Below are 20,222 nucleotides of genomic sequence, written 5' to 3'. Positions count from 1 at the left end.
GGCGGCCTCCCGGGTCGGACTTGAACAGCGTTCAGGTTAACGCACGCGCCACCGCCACCATCGCGGTGGTGAGTTGCTCGATGTCGGCGGGCGTGCAGACGAAGGGTGGCATGGCGTACACCAGATTGCGGAAGGGGCGCAGCCACACACCATGGTCCAGGGCCACCTCGGTGGCGACGGCCAGGTCGACCGGGGCCGCCATCTCGATCACCCCGATGGCGCCGCACACCCGCACGTCCGCCACCCCCGGCACCGCGGCGGCGGGCGCCAGCCCGGACCGCAGGCCCGACTCGATCTCGGCCACCCGGGTGCGCCAGTCCTGCCCGAGCAGCAGCTCCACGCTGGCCACCGACACTGCACACGCCAGCGGGTTGGCCATGAAAGTGGGACCGTGCATCAGGGCCCCGGCGTCGGAAGTGCTGATGACGTGCGCGATCTCCGCGGTACACAGCGTGGCCGCCAGGGTGACGTAGCCGCCGGTGAGCGCCTTGCCGACACACATGATGTCGGGGCTGACGCCGGCGTGGTCGGCGGCGAACAGTTCCCCGGTGCGGCCGAACCCGGTGGCGATCTCGTCGAAGATCAGCAGCACGTCGCGCCGGTCGCAGATCTGCCGCAGATCCCGCAGGTACCGCGGGTCGTGGAACCGCATCCCGCCGGCCCCCTGGACCACCGGTTCGACGATGACGGCGGCCACCTGGCCGGCGTGTTCGGCCAGCTGCAGGTCAAACGCCGCGCTGTAGGCCGGGTCGTACTCGCTGGGGACCGGTGGCGCGAACACCTGGTGGGTCAGGATGTCGGTCCACAGGGTGTGCATGCCGCCGTCGGGGTCGCACACGCTCATGGGGGTGAAGGTGTCGCCGTGGTACCCGCCGCGCCACGTCATCAACCGCGTCTTGGCGGCCCGGCCCCGGCTGCGCTGGTACTGCACCGCCATCTTGACGGCCACTTCCACCGACACCGATCCGGAGTCGCTGAAGAACACCGTCTCCAGCCCGGCCGGGGTGATCTGCACCAACAGCTGCGCCAGGCGCGCCGCCGGTTCGTGGGTCAAGCCGCCGAACATGACGTGACTCATGGTGCCCACCTGGCGGATCACCGCCTCGTCCAGCACCGGATGACCGTGCCCGTGGACCGCCGTCCACCACGACGCCATCCCGTCGAGCACCTGGATCTCCGCGCCGTCGCGCACCACCGTCAACCAGGCGCCCTTGGCGCTGCGCACCACCGTCGCGGGCCGGCTGCCCGGCGCACCGATCGTGCTGTAGGGATGCCAGACGTGCGCGGTGTCGATGGCGCTGATCTCGGCGGGCGTCAAGCGCGACTCATTCGGCACGGACACAGAGCGTAGCCCGCTTTGCTCACCAGGAGCCTTGCAGCGCGGTTGGGTACATTGTCAGGCGATCATGATGTTCTTGACCCCGACCAGGCCGGAGCCGGCTACCACTCCGGAACCTGTTACCCCGGCCGCGATGGGGACCAGGAAATCGGGTTTCTACCGACACGATCTCGATGGACTGCGCGGTGTGGCCATCGCGCTGGTGGCTGTCTTCCACGTCTGGTTCGGCCGGGTCTCCGGCGGTGTCGACGTCTTTCTCGTGCTGTCCGGCTTCTTCTTCGGCGGCCGCTTGCTGCGCAATGCCCTGTCTCCCGGCGCCACCCCCAACCCGGTCCGCGAGATCAGCCGCCTGGTGCGCCGCCTGCTCCCCGCGCTGGTGGTGGTGCTCGCCGCGTCGGCGGTACTGACGGTGCTGGTGCAGCCGGAGACCCGCTGGGAGACCTTCGCCGACCAGAGTCTGGCCAGCCTGGGCTACTACCAGAACTGGGAGCTGGCCAACACCGCGTCGGACTACCTGCGGGCCGGCGAGGCGGTGAGCCCGCTGCAGCACATCTGGTCGATGTCGGTGCAGGGCCAGTTCTACCTGGCGTTCCTGCTGCTGGTCGTGGGGCTGACCGCGTTGCTGCGCCGACCGCTGGGCAAACACCTGCGGACGCTGTTCATCGTGCTGCTGGCGGCGCTGACCGTCGCCTCGTTCGTGTACGCGATCATCGCCCACAACACCGACCAGACCACCGCCTACTACAACAGCTTCGCCCGGGCATGGGAGCTGCTGCTCGGTGCCGCGGCAGGGGCGCTGGTGGGCCGCATCCGCTGGCCCGGGTGGCTGCGCCTGCTCGCTGCGACCGTGGGCCTGGTGGCCATCCTGTGCTGCGGCTGGCTGATCGACGGGGTGCAGGAATTCCCCGGGCCGTGGGCGCTGGTGCCGGTGGGTGCTGCAGTGTTGATGATCCTGGCCGCGGCCAACCGCCAGCCCGGGCAGAAGCTGCCGCTGCCCAGCCGGATGCTCGCCTGGAAACCGTTCGTGACGCTGGGCTCGATGGCCTACTCGCTGTATCTGTGGCACTGGCCGCTGCTGATCTTCTGGCTGGTGTTCACCGGCCACGAGCACGCCAACTTCGTCGAGGGCGCGGTGATCCTGCTGATCTCCGGCCTGCTGGCGTACCTGACCATGCGCTTCGTCGAGGAGCCCCTGCGCTACCGGGCGCCCGCGGCCGGGGCCGTGAAGCCCACCCTGCGCACGCGGCTGCGCCGGCCCACGATGGCCCCGGGCACGTTCGTGATCCTGCTCGGCGTCGCGCTGACCGCGACGTCGTTCACCTGGCGCGAGCACATGACCGTCCAGCGCAACAACGGCGAGGAACTGGCCGGGCTGGCGCTGCGCGACTACCCCGGCGCCGACGCCCTGCTGCACGGCACCCGGGTACCGGACCTGCCGATGCGGCCCACGGTGCTGGAGGCCAAGGACGACCTGCCGCAGTCCACCATCGACGGCTGCATCAGCGACTTCAGCAACATCCGCGTCATCAACTGCACCTACGGTGACCAGCAGGCCACCCGGACCGTCGCCCTGGCCGGCGGCTCGCACGCCGAGCACTGGATCACCGCGCTGGACCTGCTGGGCAAGCAGCACGGCTTCAAGGTGGTGACCTATCTGAAGATGGGCTGCCCGCTGACCACCGAAGAGCTCCCGCTGGTGATGGGCAGCAACCGGGAGTACCCGAACTGCCACACCTGGAACGAGCGGGCGATGAGCAAGCTGATCGCCGACCGGCCGGACTTCGTGTTCACCACCTCGACGCGGCCGTGGAACATCAAGGACGGCGACGTCATGCCGGCCACCTACATCGGGATCTGGCAATCGTTGGCAGACAATGACATTCCGGTGCTGGCCATGCGCGACACCCCGTGGATCCTGGACTCCGACGGCAAGCCCTTTCTGCCGGCGGACTGCCTGGCCAGCGGCGGCGACGCCATCTCGTGCGGCATGAAACGCTCCCAGGCCCTGTCCGACCACAATCCCACCCTCGACTTCATCAAACAGTTCCCCAACCTCAAGCCGCTGGACCTCAGCGATGCCGTGTGCCGCCGGGACACCTGCCGCGCCGTCGAGGGAAATGTGCTGCTGTATCACGACTCTCATCACCTGACCGCCACCTACATGCGCACGCTGACCGATGAACTGGGCCGGCAGATGGGACCCGCCACCGGGTGGTGGTGAACGTCTCGGCGGCAGGGCGGCACCTGGACCGATAGGGTGCTGTGATGTCGTCGAGCGAGCCACCCGGACCCCCCGCCAGTGCCCCCTTGACGCCCGCACCCACCGTCACCACGGTGTGGCCGGGAAGCCCGTACCCGCTGGGCGCCACCTACGACGGCGCCGGCACCAACTTCTCGGTGTTCTCCGAGGTGGCCACCAAGGTCGAGTTGTGCCTGATCGCCAAGAACGGCACCGAGACGCGCATCAACCTCGACGAGGTGGACGGCTACGTCTGGCACGCATACCTGCCCACCATCAGCCCGGGCCAGCGCTACGGCTTCCGCGTGTACGGACCCTGGAACCCGAGCGCCGGCCACCGGTGTGATCCCAGCAAGCTGCTACTGGATCCCTACGGCAAGGCCTTCCACGGCGACTTCGACTTCACCCAGGCGCTGTACTCCTACGACCTGCAGGCCGACGATCTGGCCTCCGGAGGCGTGCCACCCCAGGTGGACTCCCTGGGCCACACCATGACCAGCGTGGTGATCAACCCGTTCTTCAACTGGCAGTCCGACCGTGCCCCGTGCACGCCCTACCACGAGACGATCATCTACGAAGCCCACGTCAAGGGTATGACGCAGAATCACCCCGGGGTGCCCGAGGAACTCCGCGGAACCTATGCAGGCCTGGGACATCCGGTGATCATCGAGCACCTCAAGTCACTCAACGTCACCGCGATCGAACTGATGCCGGTGCACCAGTTCATGCACGATCACCGACTGCTGGACCTCGGCCTGCACAACTACTGGGGCTACAACACCGTCGGCTTCTTCGCCCCGCATTTCCAGTACGCCGCCAGCCGGTACGCCGGCGGCGCAGTGGCCGAGTTCAAGGCGATGGTCCGAGCCTTCCACGAGGCGGGGATCGAGGTGATCCTCGACGTGGTCTACAACCACACCGCCGAGGGCAACCACCTGGGTCCCACCATCAACTTCCGGGGCATCGACAATGCGGCCTACTACCGGCTGCTCGACGGTGACCTGCGCTACTACAAGGATTTCACCGGCACCGGAAACAGCCTCAATGCCCGACATCCCCACACTTTGCAGCTGATCATGGATTCGCTGCGATATTGGGTACTGGAGATGCATGTGGATGGTTTCCGGTTCGACCTGGCCTCGACCCTGGCTCGTGAGTTCTACGATGTGGACCGGCTTTCGGCGTTCTTCGACCTGGTCCAGCAGGACCCGGTGATCAGCCAGGTGAAGCTGATCGCCGAACCCTGGGACGTCGGTGAGGGCGGCTACCAGGTGGGCAACTTCCCCGGGTTGTGGACCGAGTGGAACGGCAAGTATCGCGACACCGTGCGCGACTTCTGGCGCGGCGAGCCCGCGACCCTGGGGGAGTTCGCCTCCCGCCTCACCGGTTCCTCCGACCTGTACGCGGCCACCGGCCGACGACCGAGTGCGTCCATCAACTTCGTCACCGCGCACGACGGTTTCACCCTCAACGACCTGGTCTCCTACAACGAGAAGCACAACCTGGCCAACGGGGAGGACAACCGCGACGGCGAGAGCCACAACCGGTCGTGGAACTGCGGTGTCGAGGGCCCCACCGACGATCCCGAGATCCTCGAGTTGCGCGCCCGCCAGATGCGCAACATGTGGGTCACCCTGATGGTCAGCCAGGGCACCCCGATGATCAGCCACGGGGACGAGATCGGCCGCACCCAACACGGCAACAACAATGCCTACTGCCAGGACTCTCCTCTGTCCTGGATGGACTGGACGATGTGCGCCACCAACCCCGACCTGCTGGCGTTCACCCGCAAGGTCACCGCATTCCGCAAGGCGCACCCGGCGTTTCGACGCCGCCGGTTCTTCGAGGGCAAGCCCATCCGCACCGGCGAGCAGGTGCGGGACATCGCCTGGCTCACCACTGCGGGATTGGAGATGACTCCCGAGGACTGGGGCTCGGATTTCGGCAAGTGCGTGGCGGTGTTCCTCAACGGCGACGCCATCCCGGCGCCGAACGCCCGCGGCGAGCAGGTGCTCGACGACTCGTTCCTGTTGTGCTTCAACGCCCATGACGTCCCGGTGGAATTCACCACCCCCGACGGCACTTATGCCGACGAGTGGACCGCCATCCTGGACACCGCCCATCCCCGCGGCGACAGCGATCTGGTGGTCGAAGCCGGCCGCCCGGTCTCGGTACACCCCCGCTCTGTGTTGATCCTACGTAAGACGGACTGAAACCCCATGACACGACCTGTGCTGTCGACCTACCGACTGCAATTGCGCGGCGACGCTTTTCGCTTCCCGGACGCCGAGGCGCTGGTGGACTACCTGGACTCCCTCGGGGTCAGCCACCTGTACCTGTCCCCCATCCTGACCGCGGCCGCCGGTTCCACCCACGGCTACGACGTCACCGACCCCACCACGGTCTCCGCCGAACTCGGTGGCGCCGAAGGGCTTTCGGCACTCGCGGCCGCCGCCCAGTCGCGTGGCCTCGGCGTGGTGGTGGACATCGTGCCCAACCACGTCGGCGTCGACGACCCCTCCCAGAACCCGTGGTGGTGGGATGTGCTGCGGCTGGGCCGCGACTCCCCCTACGCGAAGTTCTTCGACATCGACTGGGACCTCGATCAGAACCACCGCATCGTCCTGCCGGTTCTGGGTGACGACTCCGACGTCGACGATCTGGAGGTCGACGGCGACGTGCTGCGACTCGGTGACCGCACCTGGCCGCTGGCCCCGGGCACCGGCGACGGTACCGGGACGCAGGTCCACGACCGCCAGCACTACCGGCTGATCGGTTGGCGCAACAACGTCTGCGGATACCGCCGGTTCTTCTCCATCACCTCACTGGCCGGGCTGCGCCAGGAGGACCGGGAGGTCTTCGACGCCTCCCACGCCGAGGTGAAACGTTGGTTCGACGACGGCCTGGTGGACGGGCTGCGCATCGACCATCCCGACGGCCTCGCCGACCCGGCCGGCTATCTGACCTGGCTGCGTGAGCTCGTGGGCCCCGAGGCCTGGATCGTCATCGAGAAGATCCTGGCCCCCGATGAGGCCTTGGACCTCAGCCTGCCGGTGGCCGGCACCACCGGGTACGACGCGCTGCGCGAGATCGGCGGGTTGTTCGTCGACCCCGCGGGCAGGGCGACGCTGGACGCCCTGGTGGACAGCACCGCCACCGGCGAGGGACACCTCAGTTCCGGGCGCACCGCCGAATTGGTGGCGGAGTCCAAGGTCAACGTGGTGGAACACACCCTGACCAGCGAACTGAACCGGTTGTGCCGGACGGTGGAAGCCGCCACCGGCGTGGATCACCCTCTGCTGCCCGACGCCATCGCCGAGGTGTTGACACACATCCACGTCTACCGCTACGACTACCCCAGCCTCTCGGCGATGGGATCGACCGCATTCGCCGAGAGTGCCGCTGCGCGACCGGATCTGAGTGAGGCGCTGGAGGTGCTGGCCGTCGCCCTGCAGGATGTCGAGCCCGCCACCCGGCTGCAGCAGCTGTGTGGTGCCACCACCGCCAAGGCCGTGGAGGACTCCCTGTTCTACCGGGATCCGACGCTGGTCTCGGTCAACGAGGTGGGCAGTGAGCTGGACCGGTTCGGGGTCAGCGCCGCGGAGTTCCACAACAGTGCCGCCACCAGGGCGCAGCTGTGGCCGACGGCGATGACGACGCTGACCACCCACGACACCAAACGCGGGGAGGACGTGCGCGCGCGGATCGGCGTGCTCTCCCAGGTGCCGGGGTTATGGACCGAGCTGGTGCGCACCTGGGAGACGATGGCACCGTCTCACGACGCGCAGGCCGGACTGTTCCTGTGGCAGAACCTCTTCGGGGTGTGGCCTGCCGACGGAGCCATCACCGGTGAACTTCGCCGGCGGGTGCACGACTACGCCGTGAAGGCCAGCCGCGAAGCGGCCGTGCACACCACCTGGAACGACCCTTCCGAGGATGTCGAGAACGCCCTGCACACCTGGCTGGACACGATCTTCGACGGCCCGGTCGCGACCGAACTCACCGCACTGGTGGCCCGGCTGGACCCGCACGGTCGCAGTGATGCGTTGGGCCAGAAGCTGTTTCAGCTCACCGGACCGGGAATCCCGGACGTCTACCAGGGCACCGAACTCTGGGATGACAGCCTCGTGGACCCTGACAACCGTCGGCCGGTGGACTACGACGCCCGCCGCGCCGCCCTGGCCGAGTCGACACACCCCAAGATGCGCGTCACCGCGGCGGCACTGCGGCTGCGTCGCGACCGGCCGGAGACCTTCCTGTCGTCGCAGTACCGCGCGCTGCTGGCCGCCGGTTCGGCACACGCGAACCTGGTGGCCTACCTGCGCGGCGAGGACGTGGTGGTGGCCGCCAGCCGGTGGACGGTGCACCTGGAGGAGACCGGGTGGGGCGACACCGCGCTGACCCTGCCCCCGGGCACCTGGACCGACCGCATCTCCGGAGCGGTGCACAGCGGCACCGTGCCCGCCGACACCCTGTTCGCCGAGCTTCCCGTCACCCTCTTGGAGAGAACCGTTGTCTGAGCACGAATTCGCGGTGTGGGCACCCACACCCGACCTGGTCCGCCTCGACGTCAACGGCACCGTGCACGCGATGACCCGCCATGATGACGGCTGGTGGCGCACCACGCTGGACGTGGCCCCGGACGTGCGGTACGGCTTCCTGCTCGACGACGACCCCACGGTGCTGCCGGATCCGCGCTCCCCTCGGCAACCCGACGGCGTGCACGCGCGGTCTCAGCTGTGGGATCCGGCGGCCGCGACGTGGACCGATGAGGCCTGGTCGGGTCGCTCTATCGAGGGAGCGGTGATCTACGAACTGCACATCGGCACGTTCACCGCCGAGGGTACGTTCGACGCCGCGATCGACAAGCTGGATCACCTGATGGCCCTGGGCGTCGACTTCGTGGAACTGATGCCGGTGAACGCCTTCAGCGGCACCTACGGCTGGGGTTATGACGGGGTGCTGTGGTGGGCGGTCCACGAGCCCTACGGCGGCCCCGACGGTCTGGTGCGGTTCATCGACGCCTGCCACACCCGAGGTCTGGGCGTACTGATCGATGCGGTGTTCAATCACCTCGGCCCGTCGGGCAACTACCTGCCGAGGTACGGTCCGTACCTGTCGTCGGCGAGCAACCCGTGGGGCGAGGGCATCAACATCGCCGACGCCGACTCCGATGAGGTGCGCAACCTCATCATCGGCTGCGCACTGCGCTGGATGCGGGATTTCCACGCCGACGGCCTACGCCTGGATGCCGTACACGCGCTGGTGGACACCACCGCCATCCACATCCTCGAGGAGATGTCGACCGAAACCGACGCGCTGTCAGCGCAAGTGGGCCGCGCACTGTCACTGATCGCCGAGACCGACCGCAACGACCCGCGGTTCATCACGCCGCGCGCCGACGGCGGGCTGGGCATGACGGCCCAGTGGGACGACGACATCCACCATGCCCTGCACACCGCGGTGTCCGGGGAACGGCAGGGTTACTACCACGACTTCGGCTCGATGAAGACGCTGGCCGACACGCTGCAGCACGGCTACTTCCACGCCGGGACGTACTCGTCGTTCAGGCATCGGCGTCACGGTAAACCGTTGGATACCAGCAAGATTCCGGGTTACCGCCTGTTGGCCTACACGTGCACCCACGACCAGATCGGCAACCGGGCCATCGGCGACCGTCCGTCGGCGTACCTGGACGGCGGACAGCTCGCGGTGAGTGCGGCGCTGGCCCTGTTGACGCCGTTCACCGCCATGTTGTTCATGGGCGAGGAGTGGGCGGCGTCCACGCCGTTCCAATTCTTCTCCTCCCATCCGGAGCCGGAGCTGGCCGAGGCCACCCGCAAGGGCCGCAAGGCCGAATTCGCCTCGCACGGCTGGGATGCCGACGACATCCCGGATCCGCAGGACGTGGCCACCTTCGAACGGTCCAAACTGGAGTGGGCGGAAGTCGGCTCGGGTGAGCACGCCGCCATGTTCGAGCTCTACCGGGATCTGATCGCGCTGCGCAAACGCGAACCCGACCTGGCCGATTTCTGGCTGGACCATCTGGCTGTCGAGTTCGACGAGGACGCGCGCTGGATCGTGCTGCGCCGCGGTGGGCTGGACATCGCCTGCAACCTCGGTGAGAACGCGGTGGCGGTGCCGGTCACCGGTGAAGTGCTGCTGGCCTGGGGCGACCCGGAGATCGGCGCGGACAGCACGGTGCTGCAAGCACATTCGTTCGCGGTGCTGCGGCGCTGAACTGACCGGCGGAGGTCAGCCGGCGAGGTCCGGCAGCTTCCAACACAGCCCCTGTTCGCGATCGAAGTCGATCGGGTCGTAACGCAGCAGGCCGCCGCCGGGATACGGGGTGTATTCGCCGAACCAGACGGCACCGTCGACGGCGTAGAGGTCGACGCGGACGAAGTCCCAGTCCGCCCCGAGTGCGGACGCCAGGTCGAGCATGGCGTCCAACTCGGGCGGCTGTGGCTCGTCGGCGACGTCCATGATCCGCCACTTGACCGGCAACCGGTTCCACCGGGCGTCGAGGAAGGTGGCGGTCTGCGCGCCGAACCGGCCCCGGTTGACCTGGATCAGCTCGACCCGGCCGTCGAAGACGTAGAACTTGTAGTCGGGTAACCCGGCTGCGTCCGGGGCGGGGATGCGCTGTTCGAGCAGCAGCAGCGGCTGGGCCTGGGTGTAGCCCCACTCCCCCAGTTCGACCGGGGTGCGGGTCCACCACTCGGCGGTGCGGCGGGTCAGCTCGGTCAAGTCGTGCTGCTGCGGGTCCAGGATCACCTGACCGCTGCTGTGGTTGGGTTTCAGCACACACGGCGGCAGCGTCGCCAGAGCCGGTGCGTCACGCAGATCTGTTCCCGCCCAGAATGTTTCGGGTATCAGAAGATCGGTACCCGGGTACGCGGCCCGGGCCATCTGTTTCATCCGCAGCTTGTCGCAGGCGGCGGCGATACGGTCGCGGCGGTCGTAGAGGATCCGCCAGTTCACCTTTTCGTTGAACGTGGTCGGGTTCTGGAAGTCGCCGAACGTGCCGATCATCTGCCAGTGCTTGAAGTGGCGCAGTGCCGGCACGGGCAGCGCACCGAGCAGGCGGCGGCTGATGGCCTCGACGAAGGCAGGGGCGGGCCGGTCCCGCAGCAGCATCTCGGGCACTTCTGCCTCAGGGCGCTTCGGTGAGGTAGCCGCCGGGCAGGAAGAACTCCGCGCCCTCGTGTTCGGTACCGTCGGCGGTGCGCACCCGGGTGATGACCAGACCCGCGTTGGTGCCGCGAAAGGGCTGCGGTCCGCACACCACAGCGCCACCGCCTTCTTGCACGATCACCCGGCCTGCGGTGCCGCCGTAGCGCGCCTGCGACACCCTGGCCTCCAGGATCTCGATGCGTCGGCCCCGGTAGTGGGTGTAGGCGCGGGGGTACGGCGCCGACAGGGCCCGGACGAACCGTTCGAGATCGGTTGCCGGCCAGGACAGGTCGAGCCGGCTGTCCACATCGGAGCGCTTGTGGAAGTAGGTCCGCTGCGCCTTGTCCTGCGGTTGCCAGGCCGGGCTGCCGCCGGCCAGCGCCGTCAACGCCTCGTCGAGAACCCCCGGGATCAGCTCCATGCCCCGCAGCACCAGATCGGTGCCGGTGTCGCACGGGCCGATGGGCAACGCGCGCTGCACCAGGATGTCGCCGGTGTCCAGGCCCTCGTCCATCCGGTGCACCGTCAGCCCGAATTCGCTCTCACCGCTGATCAGTGCCCACAGCACCGGGGAGAAGCCGGTGAACTTGGGCAGCAGCGAGTCGTGGAAGTTCAGGGTGCCGTGCGGGGGGAGGTCGTAGAGCTCGGCGGGCATCCAGGTGTACCAGCTGTTGACCACGATGACGTCCGGCTCGGCTCGCTTCACCAGATCGACGGTCTCGCCGTCGATGCGGTCGGTGAGGTGCACCGGGATACCGCGGTCGCCGGCGAGCTCCTCCACTGAGTCCGACCAGATGGCCTTGTAGGTCTGCGCGCTGGACGGATGGGTGACCACCAGCGGAACGTCGTGGTTCAGATCGAGCAGAGCGTGCAGTGTCCGGACTCCCCAGGTCTGGAAACCGAAGAAGACGACGCGCATGGACCGAACCCCCGACTGAGCTATGGAGCAGCTGTGGACAGCTGCCTGTCAGCGGACAGTCAACCAGATCAGGTTAGGTTTGGCTAAGCTACCAACGCGTTGTGTTGTGGCTCAGGTCAGGTAGCGGTAGGCCGGCGAGCCCGGCTCCAGTGCCTCGACGTGGCATTCCGAGGCCTCCATCCGCTCCAGCAAGCCCTCCAGACCCGCCGCCGAACCCAGCTCGACGCCCACCAGCGCCTCTCCGGTCTCGCGGTTGTTGCGCTTGATGTACTCGAAGAGTGTCACGTCGTCGTGGGGTCCAAGCACCTCGTCCAGGAAGCGGCGCAGCGCCCCCGGCTCCTGCGGGAAGTCCACCAGGAAGTAGTGCTTGAGTCCCAGATGCACCAGGGACCGTTCCAGCACCTCGCCGTAGCGGGACACGTCGTTGTTGCCGCCGGAGATCAGGCACACCACCACCGAGCCCGGCGTCACGTCCGCCTCCAACAGCCCCGCCACCGACAGCGCTCCCGCCGGTTCGGCGATGATGCCCTCGTTCTGGTAGAGGTCTAGCATGGCGGTGCACACTGCGCCCTCGTCGACCGTGGTCAGCGACACCATGTCGCCGACGGCCGACAGTGCGGCGAAAGGGTTGGCCCCGGCCCGGTTGACGGCGGCTCCGTCGACGAACTGGTCGGCATGGTCGAGGGTGACGGGTTCACCGGCCGCCATGGCCGCCACCATGGACGCCGCCCCCGCGGGTTCGACACCCAGCACCGCGGTGCGGCTGGTCCGGTCGGCCAGGTAGGTGGTGATGCCACTGATGCAGCCCCCGCCACCGACGGGCACGATCACCAGATCGGGCTCGCCGTCGAGCTGGTCGAGGATCTCCACGGCGATGGTGCCCTGGCCGGCCATGGTGCGCGGATCGTCGTACGGCGGGACCAGGGTGGCTCCGGTACGGGCCACGTCGTCGCGGGCGGCTTCGGCTGCCAGGTCGTAGGTGGCTCCACCGACGATCAGCTCGATGAAGTCGCCGCCGTGGTAGCGGATGCGGTCACGCTTCTGCTTGGGCGTCTTGGCCGGCACGTACACCCGGCCGTGGATGCCCATGGACCGGCACGCCAGCGCAAAACCCTGCGCGTGATTGCCGGCCGAGGAGCACACCACCCCGGCCGCGATCTCTTCCGGCGTCAGCTGCATCAGCAGGTTGTAGGCGCCGCGCAGCTTGTAGGACCGCACCGACTGCAGGTCCTCGCGTTTGAGGTACACCAGCGCGCCCGTGAGCTGCGACAGCCGGTCGCTGAACTGCAGTGGGCTGGCGCTCACCACGCCGGCAATACGCTGAGCCGCCGCGTCGATGTCCGCCGCGGACAGCGGCGAAACCGTACGGGGATCCTGGCTCAGTTCAGCAGACACCGATCAATGGTGCCACGCGGGTGTCACGGCCAGAAAAAGGCTGACCCCGATCCGGGGTTTCGGGTAGCCGAAACTTTGTCTGCGAGCTATCGTGAACAGATGACCACCGCCGAGCACTTCCGGGACGCAGCAGGCCCCACCCCGGAGCTCGGGGTGGGCGAGATCATGGTGGCCGGTGTCCCCTGGCCTGCCTACAAGGTGTGGGCGCTCGTGCTCGGACTGGTGGTCTTCACCGCCGTGTTCGTGGTCACTGCCACCGCCTCACCCGCAGTCCTCGGCGGCGCGGCCGCAGCCACCCTGGTGTGGCTGACCGCGGGACACGCCCACCGCACTCGCTGACTGACGGGTCCCGGACACCGGCGACCCACGCGGGGATGACTCCCGCAGGAGCACGCGTCGATCGACAGCCACTCGCGCCGCATTCCCCGCGGGACAAGCTACGCCCAGGCGGGTGGAGTGTCAGCCGCCCAGGCAGCCCGGTCCGAGCAGCGCCTTGAGGTCGCCCATCAGCGCCGACGACGGCGTGACCCGCAGCGACTGATCCAATTCCAGCGTGGTGATCCGCTCGCCGCTGATCAACCGTAGATGCACCTGCGAGGTGCCCGGATGTCGCGACAGCACCTGCTTGAGCGCCGTGACCTTGTCGATGGTGCACTGGCGGGTGGGCAGACTGACCGCGATCGGCCGGTTCGCCTGGGCACTCGAGAAGTCCGGCACCACCAGCTCGTTGGCGATCAACGAGATCCGGTCATCCCGGATGGCGACCTTGGCGCCGACGAGCACCACCGCGTCGTCGGCGATGTCCGCCCCGAACGCCGAATAGGTCTGCGGGAAGAACAGCACCTCGACCCCACCGGCCAGATCCTCGATTTGCGCCGACGCCCACGGCAGTCCGTTCTTGTTCACCCGCCGGTTCACCGACGCCAGGATGCCGCCGATGCGCACCTGGGTGTCGTTGGGGATGGCACCCTCCAGAATCGCCGGGATCTGGGTGTCGACCTGCGCGGCGAGCAGGTGGGCGATGCCGTTGAGGGGGTGGCCCGAGACGTAGAGACCCAGCATCTCGCGCTCGAGGGCGAGCTTGTGCTTGTCCTCCCACTCCTCGTCGGGCACCCGGATAGTGAACACCGCGTCCGTGCCGCCGTCGTCGTCTCCCCCACCGAACAGATCGAACTGCCCCATGGCCTCGGCCTTCTTGGTGCCCAGCACGGAATCAACCGCGTCGGTGTGCACCAGGAACAGCCCCTTCCGGGGGTGCTTGAGGGAGTCGAACGCACCGGCCTTGATCAGTGATTCCGTCACCTTCTTGTTGCAGGCGGCGATGTCGATCTTGTTCAAATAGTCCGAGAAGTCGGTGAAGTTGCCCTTCTCCTTGCGGGTGTTCACCAGGGAGGCAACCACATTGGCTCCGACGTTGCGCACGGCGCCGAGGCCGAACCGGATGTCGTCACCGACGGAGGCGAAGTTCTGCACCGACTCGTTGACATCCGGCGGCAGCACCGTGATGCCCAGGCGCCGGCAGTCGGCGAGGTAGATGGCGGCCTTGTCCTTGTCGTCGCCGACGGAGGTGAGCAGGCCCGCCATGTACTCGCCCGGATAGTTGGCCTTGAGGTAGGCGGTCCAGTAGGACACCAGGCCGTAGCCGGCGGCGTGGGACTTGTTGAACGCGTAACCGGCGAACGGAAGGATGGTGTCCCACAACGCTTTCACCGCGGCCTCGGAGAACCCGTTGTTCGTCATGCCCTCCTTGAAGCCCTTGTACTCGGCTTCGAGGACCTCCAGCTTCTTCTTGCCCATGGCCTTGCGCAGCGCATCGGCCTTGCCCATCGAGTACGAGGCGACCTTCTGGGCGATGAACATGATCTGCTCTTGGTAGACGATCAGGCCGTAGGTCTCGGCCAGGATCTCCTTGAGCGGTTCTTCCAGCTCGGGGTGGATGGGCTTGATGGGCTGACGGCCGTTCTTGCGGTCGGCGTAGTCGTTGTGGGCGTTCATGCCCATGGGGCCGGGGCGGTACAGCGCCAGCACCGCCACGATGTCATTGAACTCGGTGGGCTGCATGCGCCGCAGCAGATCCCGCATGGCGCTGCCGTCGAGCTGGAACACCCCCAGCGTGTCGCCGCGGCCCAACAGTTCGTAGGCCTTGGGGTCGTCGAGTTCCAGCGACTCCAGATCCAGGTCTTCACCGCGGTTGGCTTTGATGTTCTCGATCGCGTCGCCGATGATCGTCAGGTTCCGCAGACCCAGGAAGTCCATCTTCAGCAGGCCGATGGCCTCACACGACGGGTAGTCCCAGCCGGTGATGACAGCGCCGTCCTGCGGCCGGCGCCACAGCGGGATGGCGTCGATCAGCGGCTCGGAGCTCATGATCACCGCACAGGCGTGCACACCGGCGTTGCGGACCAGGCCCTCGAGCCCGCGGGCGGTCTCGAAGATGGTGCGCACATCGGGATCGGTGTCGATCAGCGCGCGCACCTCGGCGGCTTCCTTGTACCGCTCGTGGTTGGGATCGGTGATGCCGGACACCGGGATGTCCTTGGCCATGATGGGCGGCGGCAGCGCCTTGGTGATGCGGTCTGCGATCGCGAAGCCGGGCTGACCGTAATGCACCCGCGCCGAATCCTTCAGCGCTGCTTTGGTTTTGATGGTGCCGAAGGTGATGACCTGGGCCACCCTGTCACTGCCCCACTTGTTGGCGGCATACCGCAGCATCTCACCGCGGCGACGGTCGTCGAAGTCGATGTCGATATCGGGAGCCGACGGGCGTTCCGGGTTGAGGAACCGCTCGAACAGCAGACCGTGCGGGATGGGGTCGATGTTGGTGATGCCCATGGCGTAGGCCACCAGCGAACCCGCCGCCGAACCTCGGCCCGGACCCACCCGGATGCCGACCGAGCGGGCGTAGTTGATCAGGTCCGCCACGATCAGGAAGTAGGCCGGGAAACCCTTGTCGCAGATGACCTTGATCTCGTAGTTGGCCCGGTCGACGTACTCCTGGGGTACCTCCTGGCCCGGGAAGCGGCGCTGGGACAACCCGGTCATCACCTCGTGGGTGAGCCAGGACCCCTGGTCGTGGCCTTCGGGCACCGGGAACACCGGCATCCGGTCCTTGGGCGCCCACACATCGGTGTAGGGCTGCACCCGCTCGGCGATCAGCAGCGTGGAATCACAGGCGCCGGGCACCTGGGCATCCCACAGCGCCCGCATCTCGGCCGCCGACTTCAGGTAGTAGCCGTCGCCGTCGAACTTGAACCGGTTGGGATCCGAGAGGGTCTTGCCGGTCTGGATGCACAGCAGCGCCTCGTGGTTCTGGGAGGCGTCGCGGGTGACGTAGTGGCAGTCGTTGGTGGCCAGCGGCCGGATGCCGAGTTTCTTGCCGACCTCCAGCAGCCCTTCGCGGACCCGGCGCTCGATGTCGAGGCCATGGTCCATCAGTTCCAGGAAGAAGTTCTCCTTGCCGAAGATCTCCTGCCACTTGGCCGCCGCGGCGATTGCCTCATCGACATGACCGAGGCGCAGCCGGGTCTGCACCTCCCCCGACGGGCAGCCGGTGGTGGCGATGATGCCCTCGGCATGCTCGGCGATGATCTCGGCGTCCATGCGCGACCACTTGCCCAGCTGGCCCTCGAACGAGGCCAGCGACGACAGCTTGAACAGGTTGCGCAGACCGGTGGCGTTCTCGGCGACCATCGTCATGTGCGTGTACGAACCACTGCCGGAGACGTCATCGGACTTCTGGCTCGGATCCCCCCAGAGCACGCGCTTGGTGTCGAAGCGCGACGCCGGGGCGATGTAGGCCTCGATACCGATGATCGGCTTGATGCCCGCCGAGGTGGCCGCGTTGTAGAACTCGCTGGCGCCGAACATGTTTCCGTGGTCGGTCATGCCGATGGCGGGCATCTCGAGGCGCTGCGCCTCGGCGAGCATGGGTTTGACCTTCGCGGCACCGTCGAGCATCGAGTATTCGGTGTGGTTGTGCAGATGCACGAAGGAGTCATTGGTACCCATAGGCCGCCCAGTCTAGGGCCGGGCACCGACACCGTCGGGCGTGTCGGACGACGTGTCGCGCGTGGCGTCAGGTCTCGTCTTGCAGCAGCCGCGCCATCTCGTCGGACTGCTGCTCGGTGAGGTTGCCGGACAGCTGCAACAGGTCGCCGACCACCGCCTCGGAGATCTGCGGCGCGGACACCACCGTCGACGCGCGCACGAACGCGATCTGCTTGCCGACCTGGGTCCTGGTGTAGTCGGCGAACGCCGACGCCGACTCGCTGTTCATCGCGACCTGGACGATGTAGCCGTTCGTGATCGGCGACAGCAGCGAGTCCACCCGGACCAACTGCAGCGCCACCCCCTGCGGCCCCAGCGTGTAGAGAGCCGTGCGGGTGAAGTCACAGACGCGCACCTCCACGGCCGGATCCGACGGTCCCGGCGGCGGGCAGGTCTCCGGCAGCACGCCCTCCACCGCGATCACCGGACGCACCGAGAGCGGCTTGATGGTGTACACCGGCGGCGCCGTGGACGTCGGCGTCTGGTTGCTCTGCTCGGAGGCCGCGTCGGAGCTGAACATCTGCACCAGCAGCGAACCCGCGATGGGCACCACGATGGCCACGCCCACCACCGCGGCCACGATGGCAATGGTGAACTTGCGTCTGCGGTCGGCCGCGGCGCGGGTGCGCTGGTCCATCACACGAGTTGTGTACCACGTCCGGTCGCCGACGTCCGGGCCCGCCTCGCCCGCAGGATCGCATCGGTGCTGAACACCGCCAGCGCCAGCCAGATCAGCGCGAAGCCCACCCAGCGCAACGGCGGCATCGGTTCATGACCCACCAGGATGCCCCATGTCATCTGCATGACCGGGGTGATGTACATCAGCAGGCCGAGGGTGACCAGCGGCAGTCGCTGCGCCGCGGCGCCGAAGAGCAGCAGCGGCACCGCAGTCAGCACCCCGGAGGCGATGGTCAACACGATGTGGGTGGAGCCCGAGTTGGCGAAGTGGCCGGCGCCGGTGGCCTCGATGACCCCCAGGTAGACCAGGGCCACCGGCGCGGCGATGGCCGCCTCCACCCCGACGCTGACCCGCGGGTCCGTCGGCACCACCTTCTTCACCGCGCCGTAGAGCCCGAACGAGAACGCCAGGGCCAGCGCGATCCACGGCGGCGCGCCGAACTGCACCCCCAGCGTCAGCACCGCCGCCACGGCGATCACCAGGGCGCAGATCTGCGCCCGGTTCAGTCGCTCCTTGAACAGCAGCACCCCGACGGCCACGCTGACCAGGGGGTTGATGAAATAGCCCAACGCGGCGTCGACCACATGGCCGTTGTTGACGGCGTAGATGTAGGTCAGCCAGTTCACCGAGATCAGCACCGAGGCCAGCAGCAGCTGCAGCCAGGTCCGGCCGGAGATCCGGCGCAGGTCGCCGAGGCGGCGCACCACGGCCAGCACGATGACCATGAACACACACGTCCACGCGATGCGTTGGGCCAGGATCTCGAACGCCCCGGCGGGCTGCAGCAGCGGGAAGAAGGCCGGGAACAACCCCCAGGCGCCGTAGGCGCCCAGCCCGTAGAGCAGTCCCGCGGACGGGGCAGATCGAGGCACTAGTGCGCAGCCAGGACGTCGAGCGCGTGCTGCAGGTCAGCGGGATAGGGGCTGGTGATCTCGATGCGGCGGCCGTCGGCGGGGTGCGCGAAGGCCAGCGACCGGGCGTGCAGCCATTGGCGCTGCAGCCCGAGGCGTTTGGCGAGCGTCGGATCGGCGCCGTAGGTCAGGTCGCCGGCGCAGGGGTGGTGCAGCGCGGCGAAGTGCACCCGGATCTGGTGGGTGCGGCCCGTCTCCAGGTGCACGTCGAGCAGGCTGGCGGCCTGGAACGCCTCGACGGTGTCGTAGTGGGTGACGCTGTGCCTGCCGTCCTCGGTGACCGCGAATTTCCAGTCGTGCCCGCGGTGGCGGCCGATGGGTGCGTCGATGGTGCCGCTGCTCGGATCGGGATGGCCCTGCACCAGCGCGTGGTAGCGCTTGTCCACGGTGCGTTCCTTGAACGCCCGCTTCAGCAGCGTGTAGGCCCGTTCGGAGAGCGCGACGACCATCACCCCGGAGGTGCCGACGTCGAGGCGGTGCACGATGCCCTGGCGCTCGTGAATGCCCGAGGTGCTGATCCGGAAGCCGGCGGCGGCCAGCCCGCCCAGCACGGTGGGGCCGTGCCAGCCGACGGTGGCGTGCGCGGCCACCCCGGGGGGTTTGTCGACGGCGACGATGTCGTCATCGGAGTACAAGATGGCCATGCCCTCGATCTCCTCGGGCACGTTCTCCACCGGGGGCGGCGCCTCGGGCAACCGGACCTCCAGCCAGGCTCCCGCGCTCAGCTTGTCCGACTTGCCCGCCGGGGCGCCATCGAGCGACACCCCGCCGCCCTCGGCGATCTCGGCGGCGACGGTCCGCGACAGGCCCAGCAGCCGTGCCAGCCCGGCGTCGACGCGCAGGCCCGCCAGACCCTCGGGGACCGGCATCGCGCGTTCGGTCATGTCTGCGGCTCGGGATCGGGTTCCGCCTTGCGGCGGGCAGGAGCGTCGAAGTCGAATCCGAACAACGACAGCACCACCAGCAGGATGGCCCCGCCGACGACCGCCGGATCGGCCACGTTGAACACCGGCCACCAGCCGATGGACAGGAAGTCCACCACGTGGCCGCGCAGCGGCCCGGGCGAGCGGAAGAACCGGTCCACCAGGTTGCCCAGCGCGCCGCCGAGGATCATTCCCAGTCCCAGCGCCCACCAGGGCGAGACCAGCCGACGGCCCATCCAGATGATGCCGACCACCACGCCGGTGGCCACCAGCGTCAGCACCCAGGTGTAGCCGGTGGCCATCGAGAACGCGGCCCCGGAGTTGCGCACCAGAGTCCAGGTGACGGTGTCGCCGATGATCGAGACCGGCTGGCCCGGGGTCAGGTAGTGCACGGCGGCGATCTTGGTGATGACGTCCAGCACCCACACCACGGCCGCCACCGACAACAGCAGCGTCAACCGTTTGCGCGGTGGCGGTGCGGTGGCAGCCGCGGCCTGCGGTCCGGCAGGCTCGGCCGCCGGCTCCGGGGAGTCGGGTGTCTCATCACTCACGCCGACCATCATCCCCTAGGCCGGAGCCCGCCCCGCGTCAGGC

General features: G+C 68.0%; 14 protein-coding genes. 5 read left to right on the top strand and 9 right to left on the bottom strand.

Features of this window, described 5'->3' with window-relative positions; translation table 11 throughout:
* Positions 1 to 31: 31 nt before the first annotated feature.
* Positions 32 to 1,336, bottom strand: a complete 1,305-nt coding sequence (locus G6N58_RS22520) for an adenosylmethionine--8-amino-7-oxononanoate transaminase (protein ID WP_172544948.1) — start codon at positions 1,334 to 1,336, stop codon at positions 32 to 34.
* A 70-nt stretch (positions 1,337 to 1,406) separates the two neighbouring features.
* Here G6N58_RS22520 and sucT point away from each other — a divergent pair, with 70 nt between their 5' ends.
* From sucT to treZ, 4 genes are read left to right on the top strand one after another with little or no spacing between them, the layout of a single operon-like run.
* Positions 1,407 to 3,560: an acetyltransferase SucT gene (sucT, locus tag G6N58_RS22515; RefSeq protein WP_172544949.1), complete on the top strand. Its 2,154-nt coding sequence runs from the start codon at positions 1,407 to 1,409 to the stop codon at positions 3,558 to 3,560.
* Between the two features lie 44 nt (positions 3,561 to 3,604).
* Positions 3,605 to 5,791, top strand: a complete 2,187-nt coding sequence (gene glgX / locus G6N58_RS22510; RefSeq protein ID WP_115277228.1) for a glycogen debranching protein GlgX — start codon at positions 3,605 to 3,607, stop codon at positions 5,789 to 5,791.
* Positions 5,792 to 5,797: 6 nt separating this feature from the next.
* Entirely contained in the window at positions 5,798 to 8,098 is a 2,301-nt protein-coding gene (treY, locus tag G6N58_RS22505; RefSeq protein ID WP_115277229.1) for a malto-oligosyltrehalose synthase, read from the top strand.
* Complete coding sequence (gene treZ, locus G6N58_RS22500; RefSeq protein ID WP_115277230.1) at positions 8,091 to 9,818, top strand: malto-oligosyltrehalose trehalohydrolase; 1,728 nt, start codon at positions 8,091 to 8,093, stop codon at positions 9,816 to 9,818. The genes treY and treZ overlap by 8 nt, the downstream gene beginning before the upstream one ends.
* Before the next feature lie 15 nt (positions 9,819 to 9,833).
* On the opposite strand, the gene G6N58_RS22495 is transcribed toward treZ, so the two are convergent.
* From G6N58_RS22495 to ilvA, 3 genes are all read right to left on the bottom strand, one after another.
* Positions 9,834 to 10,718, bottom strand: coding sequence for an ATP-grasp fold amidoligase family protein (locus tag G6N58_RS22495; protein ID WP_115281339.1), 885 nt, complete (start codon positions 10,716 to 10,718; stop codon positions 9,834 to 9,836).
* Positions 10,719 to 10,734: 16 nt separating this feature from the next.
* A complete protein-coding gene (locus G6N58_RS22490; protein ID WP_163908332.1) occupies positions 10,735 to 11,673 on the bottom strand; it encodes a methionyl-tRNA formyltransferase in 939 nt (312 codons plus the stop codon).
* Positions 11,674 to 11,784: 111 nt separating this feature from the next.
* The gene (gene ilvA / locus G6N58_RS22485) at positions 11,785 to 13,068 is read right to left on the bottom strand and encodes a threonine ammonia-lyase IlvA (RefSeq protein ID WP_163908330.1); all 1,284 of its coding nucleotides are present in this window, start codon (positions 13,066 to 13,068) and stop codon (positions 11,785 to 11,787) included.
* 99 nt (positions 13,069 to 13,167) lie between these two features.
* Between ilvA and G6N58_RS22480 the strand changes: the two genes are divergently transcribed.
* Complete coding sequence (locus G6N58_RS22480) at positions 13,168 to 13,407, top strand: hypothetical protein (RefSeq protein WP_115277231.1); 240 nt, start codon at positions 13,168 to 13,170, stop codon at positions 13,405 to 13,407.
* A 120-nt stretch (positions 13,408 to 13,527) separates the two neighbouring features.
* Here G6N58_RS22480 and dnaE read toward each other — a convergent pair whose 3' ends face one another.
* The 5 genes from dnaE to lspA all read right to left on the bottom strand — a co-directional run bounded on the left by dnaE (position 13,528) and on the right by lspA (position 20,188).
* Positions 13,528 to 17,076, bottom strand: a complete 3,549-nt coding sequence (dnaE, locus tag G6N58_RS22475; protein ID WP_115277232.1) for a DNA polymerase III subunit alpha — start codon at positions 17,074 to 17,076, stop codon at positions 13,528 to 13,530.
* A gap of 67 nt (positions 17,077 to 17,143) precedes the next feature.
* The gene (locus tag G6N58_RS22470) at positions 17,144 to 17,752 is read right to left on the bottom strand and encodes a SecDF P1 head subdomain-containing protein (protein WP_115277233.1); all 609 of its coding nucleotides are present in this window, start codon (positions 17,750 to 17,752) and stop codon (positions 17,144 to 17,146) included.
* Complete coding sequence (gene rarD, locus G6N58_RS22465; protein WP_115277234.1) at positions 17,752 to 18,666, bottom strand: EamA family transporter RarD; 915 nt, start codon at positions 18,664 to 18,666, stop codon at positions 17,752 to 17,754. Before rarD ends, G6N58_RS22470 begins: the two co-directional genes overlap by 1 nt.
* Positions 18,666 to 19,589 (bottom strand): RluA family pseudouridine synthase, encoded by a 924-nt coding sequence (locus G6N58_RS22460; RefSeq protein ID WP_068916757.1) that lies wholly within the window; start codon positions 19,587 to 19,589, stop codon positions 18,666 to 18,668. The genes rarD and G6N58_RS22460 overlap by 1 nt, the downstream gene beginning before the upstream one ends.
* On the bottom strand, positions 19,586 to 20,188 hold the full coding sequence (lspA, locus tag G6N58_RS22455; RefSeq protein WP_115281340.1) for a signal peptidase II: 603 nt from the start codon (positions 20,186 to 20,188) through the stop codon (positions 19,586 to 19,588). Before lspA ends, G6N58_RS22460 begins: the two co-directional genes overlap by 4 nt.
* Positions 20,189 to 20,222: the final 34 nt, after the last annotated feature.

The organism is Mycolicibacterium tokaiense (assembly GCF_010725885.1).
Classification (GTDB): Bacteria; Actinomycetota; Actinomycetes; order Mycobacteriales; family Mycobacteriaceae; genus Mycobacterium; species Mycobacterium tokaiense.
The sequence above is the reverse complement of the archived record's forward strand: the minus strand, read 5'-3'. Positions and strand labels throughout refer to the sequence as shown.